10 protein-coding genes are annotated in these 14,612 nt (G+C 61.2%); 1 reads left to right on the top strand and 9 read right to left on the bottom strand.

Annotated features, from left to right (window positions below; genetic code table 11):
* Positions 1-4: 4 nt before the first annotated feature.
* From UP06_RS35165 to UP06_RS35190, 6 genes are read right to left on the bottom strand one after another with little or no spacing between them, the layout of a single operon-like run.
* On the bottom strand, positions 5-1,222 hold the full coding sequence (locus UP06_RS35165) for an acyl-CoA dehydrogenase family protein (protein ID WP_045008265.1): 1,218 nt from the start codon (positions 1,220-1,222) through the stop codon (positions 5-7).
* Between the two features lie 44 nt (positions 1,223-1,266).
* The gene (locus UP06_RS35170) at positions 1,267-1,695 is read right to left on the bottom strand and encodes a phasin family protein (RefSeq protein ID WP_045008266.1); all 429 of its coding nucleotides are present in this window, start codon (positions 1,693-1,695) and stop codon (positions 1,267-1,269) included.
* A 23-nt stretch (positions 1,696-1,718) separates the two neighbouring features.
* Positions 1,719-2,669 carry a poly(3-hydroxyalkanoate) depolymerase gene (phaZ, locus tag UP06_RS35175; protein WP_245305626.1) on the bottom strand — a complete coding sequence of 317 codons (951 nt, stop codon included), beginning with the start codon at positions 2,667-2,669 and terminating at the stop codon, positions 1,719-1,721.
* The gene (locus UP06_RS35180) at positions 2,662-4,365 is read right to left on the bottom strand and encodes an alpha/beta fold hydrolase (protein ID WP_045008267.1); all 1,704 of its coding nucleotides are present in this window, start codon (positions 4,363-4,365) and stop codon (positions 2,662-2,664) included. Before UP06_RS35180 ends, phaZ begins: the two co-directional genes overlap by 8 nt.
* A complete protein-coding gene (locus tag UP06_RS35185) occupies positions 4,362-4,841 on the bottom strand; it encodes a MaoC family dehydratase (protein WP_082081832.1) in 480 nt (159 codons plus the stop codon). Before UP06_RS35185 ends, UP06_RS35180 begins: the two co-directional genes overlap by 4 nt.
* A 43-nt stretch (positions 4,842-4,884) precedes the next feature.
* Positions 4,885-6,537 carry a fatty acid--CoA ligase gene (locus UP06_RS35190; protein WP_045008268.1) on the bottom strand — a complete coding sequence of 551 codons (1,653 nt, stop codon included), beginning with the start codon at positions 6,535-6,537 and terminating at the stop codon, positions 4,885-4,887.
* 387 nt (positions 6,538-6,924) lie between these two features.
* On the opposite strand from UP06_RS35190, the gene UP06_RS35195 reads away from it, so the two are divergent.
* Positions 6,925-8,013 (top strand): AraC family transcriptional regulator, encoded by a 1,089-nt coding sequence (locus UP06_RS35195; protein ID WP_045008269.1) that lies wholly within the window; start codon positions 6,925-6,927, stop codon positions 8,011-8,013.
* Between the two features lie 22 nt (positions 8,014-8,035).
* Here UP06_RS35195 and UP06_RS35200 read toward each other — a convergent pair whose 3' ends face one another.
* The 3 genes from UP06_RS35200 to UP06_RS35210 all read right to left on the bottom strand — a co-directional run bounded on the left by UP06_RS35200 (position 8,036) and on the right by UP06_RS35210 (position 14,233).
* Positions 8,036-9,187: an OpgC domain-containing protein gene (locus UP06_RS35200; protein WP_045008270.1), complete on the bottom strand. Its 1,152-nt coding sequence runs from the start codon at positions 9,185-9,187 to the stop codon at positions 8,036-8,038.
* A gap of 334 nt (positions 9,188-9,521) precedes the next feature.
* A complete protein-coding gene (locus tag UP06_RS35205; RefSeq protein WP_045008271.1) occupies positions 9,522-11,234 on the bottom strand; it encodes a thiamine pyrophosphate-dependent enzyme in 1,713 nt (570 codons plus the stop codon).
* A gap of 131 nt (positions 11,235-11,365) precedes the next feature.
* Entirely contained in the window at positions 11,366-14,233 is a 2,868-nt protein-coding gene (locus UP06_RS35210; RefSeq protein WP_050032541.1) for an ATP-binding protein, read from the bottom strand.
* Positions 14,234-14,612: the final 379 nt, after the last annotated feature.

Genomic DNA, 14,612 nt, shown 5'->3' on the forward strand with positions numbered 1-14,612 from the left:
CGCTTCAGACGAAGGCGCTCAGTCCGGTAATGGACTTGCCGACGATCAGCGTGTTCATCTCCCTGGTTCCTTCGTAGGAATAGATCGCTTCGGCGTCGGCCACGAATCTCCCGATGTGGTTCTCCAGCAGGATGCCGTTGCCGCCGAGCAGCTCGCGTGCGTAGCCGACGGTCTCGCGGCACTTGACGGTGCAGAACGCCTTGGCCAGCGACGCATGCTCGTCCTGCATCACGCCTTCGTCCTGAAGCTGGGCGAGCCGCAGCATCATTGCCTGGGTCGCAGTGACGTTGCCGAGCATGCGCACCAGCAGGTCCTGCACGAGCTGGAAGCCGCCGATCGGCTTGCCGAATTGCTTCCGCTGCGTCGCGTAACGCAGCGCGTGCTCGTAGGCTCCCATCTGGCAGCCCACGGCGAACCACGCCACTCCGGTGCGGGTCATCCGCAGCACCTTGGCGGTGTCCTTGAACGTGTTGGCATTCTGGAGGCGATCGGCCTCCGGCACGCGGCAGTCCGTCAAGGTGATCAGCCCATTCTGCACGACGCGGAGCGCCATCTTGGTCTTGATCTTCTCGACCGCGAATCCGGGATTGTCCTTCTCGACGACGAAACCCTTGACCTGGTTCGTGTCCTCCTCGCGCGCCCAGATCACATTGATGTCGGCGAAGGTGGCGTTGCCGATCCACTTCTTCTGGCCATTGAGGATCCAGACATCGCCCTCGCGCCGGCAAATCGTCGTCATCCCTCCCGATGTTGCGGAGCCGACGAGCGGCTCGGTCAGGCCGAACGAGCCGATCTTCTCGAAACGCATCATGGACGGCAGCCAGCGCTGCTTCTGCGTCTCGTCGCCGCACAGATAGATCGAGCCTGCCGACAGCCCGGTATGCACGCCCCAGAACGTCGCAACCGACGCATCGACGCGCGCGAGCTCCATCGAGACAAGGCCGTTCAGCAGCCAGCTGCCGCCGGCGGCGCCGTATCCCTGATAGCCCACCCCTCCGATACCGACGTCCGCCATCTTCGGGATGATCTCGAAGGGAAATGCATCGCGGCTCCAATAATCCTCGATCACCGGTGCGATCACGCCTTCCGTAAACTCGCGAACGCGTTTGAGCAACGCCCGCTCGCTGTCGTTCAGTACGGCAGCGATCCGGTAGAAATCACCTTCGACCGGCGGCGGCGCATAGTCCGGCCTTCCAGCCCGTGTCGCCTGCGGATTCGCCATGGTGTCCTCCCTCCGCTCTCGTCGTCACTTGCCCGGCAGCGATATCAGACCGATTTGTTCGGACCAACGCTGGCGCGAATCTCCTCGAGGCTTTCCTTGACGCGATCGTGGATGATCTTCACCGCGTCCGTGGTCGACTGTCTCGCGGTCGATGCGCTCTCCTGCGCGCCCTGCACCGTGATCTCGAACACCTTCCTCGCGAATTCCGTCTGCAACGCGATGTTCTCGTAAACCTTGCCGAGCGGCTTGTATTCGCGCGCGAGCCTCTCCGCCTCCTGCAATCCCGCTTCCAGCACCTCGCGCTGCTTCTGCGCCACCGACTGTGCGCCTTGCGCCGCCACCTTCGCACTTTCACTGAGGGCGTCGATGTTCCTCTTCTGGGTCTGGAGCAACTCGTCGACGTTCAGCTTCGGCAGGCCGAGATCGCTGCCGAACTTCCTCAGCATGTCGATGTATGAGGTCGCGTCCGTCATGATATCCTCCCTTGTGGTTATGCTTAGGATTGGCGGCGTCCACCCTCGGACGTCGGAACGAGATTCTTGACGTAACTGGCCGTCCGCGACAGCAGGGATGACGGCTCGGCCTGCCTGCTCTCATCGGCCAGGAATGCCTCGATCAGAGCTGCCGTTTCCGCAGGCCGCGTCACCAGGAACAGGTGCCCATCATCGATCATGTGGAGCTCGGCGTTCGGGATCAGGCCTGCGAGGATGTGACCATTGATCGGACGCACAAGAGGATCGTCGCTGCCCATCAGCACGAGCGTCGGCTGCGGCAGCGACCACAGCCATGGCAGGCTGGTCCAGCCGGCCATGGCGAGAAGCTGATACAGATAACCCAGATTGCGCGTGCCATGCATCGCGGCCGCATGCCGGCCGATCAATGACGGGTCGTCGCGAAACGCGCCACCGTAGATGTCCGCCGCAATCCTGTTCATGTAGTCCTTGTCAGTGTAGCGGCGTGGCGTCGCCATCTTCCACAACACCGAGGGGCTTGCCGGCACCATGGTAAAACCGGGCGCCGTCGCGGCGAGCACGAGCCGCCGGCACAGTGTTGGGTACTGATGGGCGAATTGCTGCGCGATTCCGCCGCCCCAGGACACACCGGCGACGTCGACCTCCGCATAGCCCAGCTCCGCAACGAGCCCCGCCGCGAGCCGCGCCAGCGTCGACGGGCGATATGGCAACAGCGGCCTTGGCGAACCGCCGACACCGGGCACGTCAAAGATGACTGTGGTCGTGCTCGTAAGCGCTTCGAGGAACGGCCGCGCTAATTCCCAATTGGCGCCGATCCCGTTGAACAGCAACAGTGGCGGCCCGTGGCCGCTTCCATGCCTGACCGCGACCTGAAGCAGTTGACCGTCGATCGTGATCTGCCGGACCTCGATCGTCCCCGGCGTCGCGACGACAACCGGGTCGGTCCTTTTTCCGCTGGTGAGATTATCATTCAAAGACGTAGGTCCCCGGAGCCGCGCCAAGGGTTGGGTGACGCACACTGCCTGGCGAAGCAGGCGCCGCCACCTCCTCGCCCGAGCGGACATGCAGCCAGTCGCGCCAGTCGAGCCACCAACTTCCCTTCCGCTTCTCGGCCGAAGCCTGGAACGCGTCGGGGGTACCGGCGCCGACCGGCCCGATCATGAAGGACGCCTTTGGATTGGTGGGCGGATTGAGCAGGCTTTGCAGATGTCCGCTGTTCGACAGCACGAAGGTGGTGCCCTCGCCCATGATCTGAGCCGTCTTGTACACCCCCTTCCACGGCGTGATGTGGTCGGTGACGCCGGCGACGATATAGCTGTCGGCCTTCACCTTGCTCATGTCGACGGTCTTGTCGTTGAGCGTGAGCTTTCCCGCGTTCACGAACGGGTTGGTGAAATACAGGTCGAGATAGTCGCCATGCAGCGCCGCCGGCAGCCGCGTCGTATCGGCATTCCAGTAGAGGATGTCGAAGGCCGGCGGCTGGTTGCCGAGCAGATAATTGTTCACCCAATAGTTCCAGATCAGATCGTTGGGCCGCATCCAGGCGAACATCCGCGCCAGGTCGTGGCCGTCGACGAAGCCGCGCAGCCGTGACATCTCCTTGGCTGCGCGCATGGTTTCCGGCGTCACCAGGCAGCCGAAGGCGCCCTCCTCGGCCGAGTTCGGGTCGAGCAGGCAAACCGCCAGCACCAGGTTCTTGATCTTCTTCTCGGCCGCGCTGCCCAGCGTCGCAAAATAGGCCGTCGACGTGATGCCGCCGGAGCAGGACCCCATCATGGTGATGTCTTCACTGCCGGAGATCTCGCGCGCCGCATCGACGGCCTCGTCGACCGCCGCGACATAGGTGTCCAGGCCCCAGTCGCGATGCGCCTCCGTCGGATTACGCCAACTGATGGCGAAGGTCTGGATCCCGCTCTCGAGCAGGAAGCGGATCATGCTCTTGTCCGGGGAGAGATCGAGCGCGTAGTACTTGTTGATCTGCGGCGGGGTCACAAGCAGCGGTCGCTTCCGGACGGTCGCCGTCATCGGCGTGTACTGGATCAGCTCGAGCAGTTCGTTGCGCAGCACGACCGCACCAGGCGTGACCGCAAGATTCTCGCCGACCTTGAACGCGCTCGTGTCGACCATCGACGGCATGCCGCGATTATGGGTCAGATCGTCGACGTAGTTCCTCAATCCGTGCCAGAGACTTTGTCCACCGCTGTCGACGAACTTGCGGACTGCGGCCGGATTGGTGAGCATCGCGTTGGTCGGCGCGACGGCATCGATCAGGATCTCGGTGACCAGGTGCGCGCGCGCCTTGTCGATAGCGCCGAGGCTGGTCTTGTCGACAAGGCCATTGACGGCCTCGCCCCACGCCAGATAGGCCTTGAGCAGGCCGCTGTGCAGCGAGCTCTCCTTCCATGTCGGGTCCGCAAACCGCTTGTCGCCGGCCTTCGGCGCACGCTCGGACTTGCCGGAAACGATGGAGCTGAGCTCACCGACGAAGGCGAGCCACTGTTCCGTTGCGACTTTCGGCTCGTTGATGACCGCCTTGAACAGGATGCCGGCGCTGTCGAGCAGATCCTGGCCCTGGATGGCGACGAGGGGATTAAGCGCCAGCGTATTCCTGGATGCCTCCTCGGAGATTTCTACGCGCGACGATGTCGGGCCGGGATTTTCCGTGCTCATGATCGTCTCGCTTCCGTCGCAGGAATCAGCAGGGCCAACGTCTCGGCGATCAGGGCAGGCTTCTCGGATCCCTCCACTTCCAGCGTGTTCTGGGTCTTCATGACCACCTGCCCGCGCTCCTTCGGCTCGACACCGGCAAGAACGACACGCAGCCTGACCCGCGCGCCCGCCGGCACCGGCGCGAGAAAACGCACCTTGTCGATGCCGTAGTTCAGGCCGGCTGCCGCGTCGACGGGGATGACGCCGACCTGCATCGACAGCGGCGCCACCATTGCCAGCGCCAGATAGCCGTGTGCGACCGGACTGCGGAAGGGACTCTCACGGCGCGCCCGTTCGACGTCGACATGAATCCACTGATGGTCGCCGGTGCAGGAGGCGAACGCATCGATGCGCGCTTGATCGATCACGGCCCATTCGGACAGGCCAAGCTCCGTTCCAACTCGCTCGCTCAAACCGGCAAGGGTGAGGTTGCTCACATTTTCCTCCTTCGATATTTCATCGCCAACCGCGATCGAACGGCTACACGTCGCCGTAGAGCTTGCGCAGCTCCTTCTTGTTGATCTTGCCAACGCTGGTCTTGGGGATGCTGTCGATGAAGAGGATCTTCCCGGGGATTCCGTATCGCGAGATGACGCCCTTGTCGGCGAACACCTTGAGATGATCTTTCACGATCGTGTCGGTGACATCATTCGTCTCCGCCGGTTTCTTGACGACGAGCGCAAGCGGTCGCTCGCCCCAGCGGTCATCCTTGACGCCGATGACGGCCGCTTCCCCCACGCCCGGGCATTGCGTGATCAGGTCTTCGATCTGCAACGAGGACACCCACTCACCACCGGTCTTGATGACGTCCTTGAGGCGATCGGTGATATGGACGTAGCCGCCCGGGCTCACCACCGCGATGTCGTTGGTGTGCAGGTAGCCGCCGGCCCACAGCTCCTCCGAGCCCTCGGGATTGTTGTAGTAGCCCTGCGTCAGCCAGGGCGAGCGCAGCACGATCTCTCCGGACGACTTGCCGTCATGGGGGACATCGTTCATGTCCTCATCGACGATGCGCAGGTCGACCAGCGGAGCCGCCATGCCCGCCTTGGTCCGGAACTCCACCTCCTGGTCGTGATCCCCGCTCAGGTCCCGCGACATGACATGGGCCACCGCGGCGATCGGGCCAGTCTCCGACATGCCGTAGCCGGCAAAGATGTCGATGCCTGCGGCGAGCGCCTGCTTTGCCAGCGCCTTCGGCAACGCCGAGCCGCCGATCACCATCTTCAGGCCAGCGAGGTCTGTCTTCGCCGCCGCGGCGGCGTTCAGCAGCATTTGCAGGATCGTCGGGACGCCATGGGTGAACGTGACCCCCTCGCTCTTGATCAGCTTGACGAGCATCGCCGGGTCGTAGCGTCCGGGGTAAACCTGCTTGACGCCGGCCAACGTTGCAGCCCAGGGAAAGCCCCAGGCGTGCACATGGAACATGGGCGTGATCGGCATATAGACGTCGTCGCGCGAGAACCGGCCCTGCTGGCTCGCGATTCCGAAGAATGCCAGCTCGCCTAGCGAATGCAGCACCAACTGCCGGTGACTGTAATAGACCCCCTTGGGCAAGCCGGTCGTTCCGGTGGTGTAGAAGGTCGTCGCCTGCGTATCTTCGTCGAAATCCGGGAAATCATAGGTGGCCGACGCTTCAGCGAGCAGGCTCTCGTACTCGCCCTCAAACGGCAGGCTTCCGGTCTCGGGACGAGGACGATCCGACATCACGACGAGTGTCTTGACCTTCGTGAGCTGCGGCTTGATGCCTTCCAGCAAGCCGACGAACTCGTCGTTGACGAGCAGAGTGGATGCCCCGGCGTGATTGATCGTATAGGCGACCTGGTCGGGCGAGAGCCGCACGTTGACCGTCTGCAACACCGCACCCATCATCGGGATCGCAAAGAAGGCCTCAAGAAACCTGTTACTGTCCCAGTCGAGGACGCCGACCGTGTCGCCGGGCTCGACACCGAGCCTCTTCAGCGCGGAAGCGAGACGGGCGATGCGCTCTCCGAGCTGGCGATAGGTGAAACGCGTTCGATCGCGATAGACGATCTCCTGCTCGGGCGATTGCAACAGCGGGGTATGCCACAACTGCTTGAGGATCAGAGGATATCGATAGGCGGATTTGGCGGTCTGGATCAGCCTTCCCACCATGGCGGCCTCCCTCGAAACGTTGCCTCTCCCCCGGCTCCTCGCGACGTCCGCAATTATGACCTGCGGATCGCCTCGGCCGGTCGTCTCTCACACGACGATTTCATCACCCGACGTGGACACCGACCGTCGCTCGACGCGTGGTATTTGTGAAGGTCCGAAACGGACATCAACGGGGTCCAGAACGGACAGGTTAAGACCACTCCGGCATTCGTTCTTGAATAAAGCTGCTCATTTCGCGATTTGCGGCGACGCCGCATCCAGCTGACGCGTCGCGAATCCGGCCTTGCTTCTGATGATCCAAAAAGCTGCTATCGTTGCCGAGGCCACGGCCTGGAGGGTGAACGGAAGCGCGCGCATCTCGGATGCCCGTTACAAAGGCGGATCTGATTGCAAAACATTCGGCAGCATCATTCTTCTCCGTCGCCACCACCGCACTCGGGCGGAGCAAAGGGATCGCCGATCGTTGGCTTAAGCGAACGCATCTACGAGACGACCAAGCTTGCCGCGCTGTTCGACATGATGTTGAGCCAGGGCCACCCGGCCAGCGAGATATTGAAGAACGTCAATCTGCCGGCGAAGGAGGTGTATTCCTCGAAAGCCCGGATCTCGCTCAAGCAATTGCTGACAGCCTGCAAAAATGCCGTCCGGCTCTCGAGGGATCCGCACCTCGCCTATCGGATCGGCGCATCCATTCATATCTCGACCTACGGGATGTACGGTTTTGCCATCCTGTGCTGTCCCGACTTTCGCCGGACGATGCAGTTCGCGATGCGATACCACATGCTTGCCGCGCCCTTGGCTGCGATCAGCTTCAGCGAGGAGAACGGATCCGCCATCTGGTCCATCGAACCCCATCTGCACGCCACGACGGACCTCGCGCTGTACCGCTTCATTACCGAGATGCAGATCGGAATACACATCTCGCTGATGCGCGATGTCATGGGTCCCGCGTTCACTCCGGACGAGATCTGCCTCGCCTACCCGAATGTTGGAGACGGCGGCTTTCCGAAAGACGAACTGCGATGTCGCATTGGCTTCGCGAAGACTGTGAACAAGATCGTTTTCCGCTCTGCATGGCTGGAGCAGCAGGCAAGTCTCGGCAACAAGACCACCTATCCGTCGATCGTCGCGCTATGCGACGGCCTGCTCGACGATTTGACGTTGCGAATCGGCATCGCCGGAAAGATTCGCGAACTTCTGCTGGCAGATATTGCCAACCCGCCAACTTCCTCGGCGGCGGCGAGGCTTCTCGGCATGAACGACCGCTCCCTGCGTCGCAAGCTTCGCCAGCAAGGTCTTTCCTATCGCGGCCTGCTGGACGAGCTCCGCACCCAGATTGCGGTGAAGTATCTCCGAACGACCAGGCTTTCAAACGATGACATCGCCTTGGCGCTCGGGTTCAGCGATGCCGCCAATTTCCGTCGCGCGTTCCATCGCTGGACGAACAAGGCGCCAAGCGACATCAGGGCAGAATAGGCACCCGGCGATCCCTCAGATCTCAGCCTGCCACTGCGACGACAGGCTTGGCTTTCGATGCTTTGTCAGCGTTCTTCGACCAGGATCGGTAGTATGCCAGCGCGGTCATCATCAGGATGCCGGCAATGCTGACCACAATCTGCATCCAGATGGCGCCGGAGAAATCGACCAACACGACATGTGCGGCGAACGAAAGGAATATTCCGGCGCAAAACACTTCAAGCGATTGCTGACCGCATTTGATTGCTGGCCGAAAGATCGCCCATTCCAGCCCAGGCCAATCGCGTGGCAGCAGACGAACGACAAAGAACGCGAACACCACGAAGTGCAGCAAGCGATAAGGCGCGAGGTTGGTCTTATCGTTCGGATTGAAGGCGCTGTAGATCTCCGGCGGGATCAGTGACCGCAGTTCGTCGAACCGGGCGGCCATTGTCATCACCAGAGCGAACAGAAGGTAGGCGGTGCCGAGCACCAACGCGGTACGCGACCGGATGAACGGCATTGCCTGCGCCGATCCACCGAGCGCAAACCAGGCCCCGAACGTGAACAGAAATTGCCATGCGAATGGATTGAAGTACCAGAGGCCAGTTGGATAGGCCGAAAGATTCCAGCCGAAGCGCCTAGCTGCCAAATAGAGCACCCCCGAAGCGGCCAGGGTCATGTTGGGCCTGCGCAGCATCAGCCAGAGCATCGGCGGGAAGACGCCCATCAGCACGATGTAAAGCGGCAGCACATCCATGTTCACCGGCTTGAAGCGCAGTATCAGCCCCTCGAACAGGTACTGCGCAGGATTTGCCAGGAAGCCCCGAATGTTGAAGTCATCGGTGAAACCGGAGTTACCGGACCTCTGTGCGACATATCCGATTTCAGCGAGATAGAGCACGAAAAGGAAAACGTGGGCGACGTAGATCTGCCAGACCCGCTTCAGAAGCCTCGTCGCGCCGATGATAAACCCGCGTTCGAGCATCATCCGTGCAAAGACAAAGGAGACCGTGTAGCCGGAGATAAAGATGAAGAGATCCGCCGCATCGCTGAAGCCGTAGTTCCGCGTCGTCAGCCAGTTCACGATGTTGTTGGGGATATGATCGAGGAAGATTCCCCAATTTGCCACACCTCGGAACAGGTCCAACCGGAAATCCCGGCCCTTCGTCGGGAGCGTCGCGAGAATCTTCATCGTCAATGCACCGAAGCTTTGCCCATCTCTTCCGCCGACGATTTGCCCGCGCAACGTCTCGGTTTACGGCGTCTGGAGCCTGCCCCGGCATTTCGACGTGATCGCCCGAGCATAACTGCCCATGCCTGCTCGTATTGTACAAACGTGCGCATGTTGGATGGAAGTTCAGCAGAAGAACGACGAGAGCGCCGCCGACAACGGCAAAATACCTTGCCATGGGCAAGGCCGATGGCTCCGGGAATTTTGGCAATCTCGATCGACCCATGACGGCAATGCTTGGCCACTCTCGTGCAGTGTGGCGTGCCACACTGCCGCTGAGGGACAGCGACCTCGACTAGAGGAAATTCTCCTTCACCATCTCCCAGACGTCTCCACCACGGCCGTGCAGGACGGCACGCGCGGAATAAAGCGCCATCCCGATTGCAGGTTCGACCTGCATGAATGGCGGCATGACGAGCTGCATCGGGTTGACATGCACGTGCAGAAGTGCGGGCCCCGGTTGCGCCAGCCAGTCCTTGACCGCGGTCTCGAGCTGGTCCGCGTGCGAAACGGTCTGGCCCCACAGACCCAGCGTACGCGCAACGCCGGCGAAATTCGGGTTCTTCAGCTTCGTAAAAGTATCGAGCATGCCCTCCGCCTTCTGCTCGATCTCCACAAAGCCAAGCTTGCCGTTGTCATAGACGGCAATCTTGATGGGCAACTCCTGTTGGACGACCGTCATCAGGTCGCCGAACAGCATCGAGATCCCGCCGTCGCCTGCCATGCACACGACTTGCCGGCCGGGTTCCGCCTTCTGGAGCCCAATCGACGACGGCATGCCGTTGGCCATCGTTCCATGGAGCAGACTGGCGAAAATGCGACGCTGACCGTTTGCCTCGATATGGCGATAGGCCCAGGCGGCCGGGGTGCCGTCGTCGGCCGTGAACAACGCATCCTTTGCCGCATGGCGGTTGATCACCTGCGTCAGATAGCTTCCGGGAATAGTGCCATCGTGACCCGCAGCCACCTTGGCCTGCTCCGCTTCCCGATACTTCGCGTAGCGCTTCACATACGCGCTTCGGAACGAGGCGTCGGTGCGCTCATTGAGCTTCGGTAGCAACGCCTCCAGCGTCGCCTTCACATCGCCGACAACGCCCTTCGTGATCGGATGACGTCGACCCAGATGGGTCGGGTCGATATCGACCTGCACGATCTTTGCTTTGTCCGGATAAAATTGCCGCCAGGCAAAGTCTGCGCCCAGCATCAACAGCGCGTCGCAGTCCAGCAGGGCGTGGTAGCCGGCCTCGTTGCCGAGCATCCCGGTCATTCCAATGTTGTAGGGATTGTCAAATTCGAGGAAGTCTTTTGCCCGCGACGTATGCGCGATCGGCGCCTTCAGCCTGTTGGCGACCGCGAGAATCTCCTGATGCGCCCCCTGGCAACCCGAACCACCGTACAGGACGACGTTTTCGCTGCTGTTGAGGATGTCTGCGATCTCATCAAGATCCGCATCGTTCGGCCGGGTGACGGGCCTGGCGACGTGCACGGCATAAGGGATGTTGTCATCCACAACCGAGGCAGAGATATCCGCCGGCACGATCAGAACGGCAACACCACGTTTCGCCAGAGCCGTTTGGCAGGCGATCACGGTCTTCCGGCGCGCCTGTTCCGGGGTATGGATCATGTCGCAGAAGACGCTGCAATCTCTGTAGACCTGCTTGAAGTCGACCTCCTGGATGAAGTCGAAGCCCAATTCGTCGCGAATGATCTGACTTGCGATCAGGATGACGGGCGCACGGTTGCGATTGGCCTCGAAAATTCCGTTAATGAAATGCAGGCTTCCGGGGCCACAGCTGCCGGCGACCGCCGTCAGGCGATCTGCGACCTGCGCCTCCGCCTGCGCGGCGAACGCTCCCGCCTCCTCGTGCCTCATCGATATCCACTCGATCTCGCTTTTCTCGAGCGAGCGGGCGATCAGATTGAGAGTGTCGCCGACGATGCCATAACAATGTTTGACGCCCGCACTTTGCAGGGTTTCGACAATGATATCCGCGACCAGCTTGCCCATGACATTCAACCCTGGCTGTGACCTTTTCTGCCCACAGCGTGCACCCAACTGCACTGTCGGGGCTTGGATCTGAATGCGAGGACTTGAACCCGCCTGCGCAGACAGCGCACGGCTGCGGGATGGCGCACCTTTCAGCCGACGCCGTCGGTTCCGGATTGGAGTTGGCCGAGCATGTGCAGGGCACGGCCGCGAGCAGGAAATGAAATTCCCGCCGGCATTCGATCAAGGCTCGCGCTGAGATATTCGTAAGCTTCCGGCACGCGATCCTGTTTCAGCAACAGCCCGGCCAGGTCCGTCGCAGCTGTCAATTCGAACAGGGTGGCTGACTGCCGTTTCGCCCAGTCGATTGCCGACAGCAGGCTCTCTTCGGCCTCGACATGATCCTCCGCAGATCGGGACGCCAGGATGAGCCCTTTCATCCTGAACAGGGCCGGCATGTGCAACAATTTGCCGGCGCGCAGCTGTTGCGCGATTGCATGCATCGCGAGGGTCAGCGCTTCGTCATGCTCACCGAGGTCCAGGAGAGCCGCGGCCAGATCGCAGGTGAAATCCATATTCAGCATCTCGTGACGCTGGACGTGAAGCTCTTCCAGGGCTCGCCTCAGCAACTGAATCGCTTCGATACGATTGCCTTGAAGGAGCAACAACTGACCCTTCAGGCCTGTCGCTATGGCGCGATACGGCATCAGGGAATGCGCGGCGGAGAGTTCACTCAGTTCACTTATGTATTGGTCCGATTGCCTCAGGTCGGCCATGGCCAGAAACACTGGAAGGACCAAAGCCACGGATCGGCAAAAGGTGGCGGGGTTGGCTGACCTCTTGCCTTCCTCTCTGGCGCGCCTTGCATAGTCCAGCGATTGGTCGAGCAAGCCCCTGTACAGGAGACAACGTGCCATACCGACGAGCAGGAAGCTCGTATAATGAAAAAGATAAAGTTCCGTTCGAGAACGTGGTCCGGACGCCAGATGCCGGAGGCCCGATTCGCAATGCAGTTGTGCGGCGAGGTGATTTCCCGACAGATGTTCGGAGGCCGCCAGCATTGCTTCCGCCAGCGCCATGTCGTCGTGATCCCCCGTCCTCAACGCCAGTTTCTTGCTCCGGACGGCGATGTCGGTCGCACCCCGAATGTCCATGGTCCAGTGCGAATACGTGAACAGTCCGCTCAAAATCCTCAGCTCGTAGCGGAGATCTCCCTGCCCGATCGCAATCTCCAGCGCCTTCACAAAGGCGGTCCTGACGCGTTGATCGTTACCTTCCGTGTGCATCATGGCCAGCGGTATCGATGCAGAAATTTCCATCGCGCGGCGGGAGTCTCGATGCGGATTTCCCAGGCTTGCCATCGCGCGTTCCGCCCATGCCTGGCATTCGATCAGCAGTGACAGCTCCAAAAACACCTGCGTGGAAGCGGCGGCCAGTCGCGTTGCTGTCTCGGCATCGCCGTTCGGCCCAAAGCTCCATTCGAGCGCCGCACGGACGTTGCTCAATTGGTCAGAATAGGCCGCACCTCTTTCAGCGCCTGGCAGGTCTGATAGAGCCTCCCTCAGCGATTCGAGGTGTCCTGCCAGGTATTCTGCATGACGGTGGAAGACAATATCGACTTCGGCGTGCTCCTCCAGTTTTGCGAGTGCGTACGCCCGGGTCGTGTTCGGCAGCCGATATTGTGCCTGCGCGGTATCGATCCGGGTTGCTATCAACGACTTCTCGACCAGGCCCGCGACCGCGTCGAAGATTTCCTCGGCTCCCATGCTTGGTTCGCCAGCGACAGACCGCGTGCCGTCCAGGCTGAAATGGCCGACGAAAGGAGCGATGCGTCGAAAGACAATCCTCTCTGCGTCCGACAGCAGATCGTAGCTCCAATCCAACGTCGCCTTGAGCGTTCGATGTCTGGCAATTGTCGTCCGATGGCTTAGTTTCAGCAATTCCAGCCGGGACACCAGGAGGTCGACCGTGCTCTTGAGGCCAAGGGCGGCGACCTGCCCCGCTGCCAATTCGATTGCCAACGGAATCCCATCCAGCTTTCGACACATTTCCGCGACGAATGGCACCTCCTTGTCGGTGAGAAGGACGCTACCTGCTCTCGCGGCCACACGCCGTACGAACAGCTGCACCGCCGGATATCGCAGCACCGCATTTGCAGTTTGCTCCGAGCCTTCTGGTGGAAAATCAAGTGGGAGAACCCGGCAGCAATGCTCACCCTCGACCTTCAATAATTCCCGGCTCGTGGTCAGAATGTGGATCTCTTCCGTTTGCTGGTAGAGTTGCTCGGCAAGCGAGGCGACCGCCTCGATCACATGCTCGCAGCTATCGAGTATGATAAGAAGTTTCCGCGACCGGATGAGGTCGACCAGCTCCAGGCCGGGATCTTTCGATTTGAGTGCAAGTCCCAGGGAAGTCGCGACCGCCGCAGCAACATGGTGCGGATCGGTGAGGCTTTCCAGATCGACAAAATAGATCTCGCTGCCAAACCTCTCGGCGACGGCGCGGCCGACGGCCAAGGCAATGGTCGTCTTGCCGATGCCACCGGGGCCGAGCAGCGTTACGAACCGGTCATTTCGAAGCTTGTCGCTGACCTCCGTGACGACCGTCTCGCGTCCGATCATCATGATCGGTCGCACCGGAAGCCTGCCTTGGTGCCAGGACCTGGCGTTCCCGCTTTCCGCGTCACCTCCGGGCGGGACCACCGCACCGACGAACGAGTAGCCACGTCCCTTGATGTTTGCGATGTAGCGGCTGCCGAACTGGCCGTCACCAAGCGCCTTGCGGATGGCGGCCACGTGAACCCGGATGCTCCCGCCCTCGACCGTCACGTCCGGCCAGACGTGATCGATCAACTCCTGCATTGCGACCACCTGCCCCGGACGCTCGACAAGGTAGATCAGGATGTCGAGGGCCTTGCTGCCGAGAGACAGCGCCACGCCATCGCGCCGAAGTACCCTCTCCCCACTCGAAAGTTCAAAGGGACCAAACAGCAGATTTCCACGAAGCTGATTGTCAGCCATAGCTCTTGGCACGGGCTTGGGGTGTTTTTCCTGGATGTTCAATGATTCGCGCGAAACCCAAGCGTGCGTTCTTGATGGACATTGGCTTGCTTTCGGCTCCACGCGCGGACCTGAAGGGATCAGCACGCGGCGACCGGCATGCGAGCTGCATACAACCGACGATGTCCGGCGCTTCCCTCTCGCTAACAGAGATCGTACACTTCCATCATTGTTTGCATCCCCCGAATGGGGGGAGGACCGACGTTGATAGGGGGAGCCGTTGATCCAGCCGCACTCCAGCCATTTGACAGATGGAACGGGCATCCTGCTCGGGGGAGGACAGCTGCCATTCCTCGCAACCAAGATCTTGCCGGCACGATTCGGCGGCCTGGTCGCACGT

The sequence above is a fragment of the Bradyrhizobium sp. LTSP857 genome (assembly GCF_000938285.1).
Taxonomy (GTDB): Bacteria; Pseudomonadota; Alphaproteobacteria; order Rhizobiales; family Xanthobacteraceae; genus Bradyrhizobium.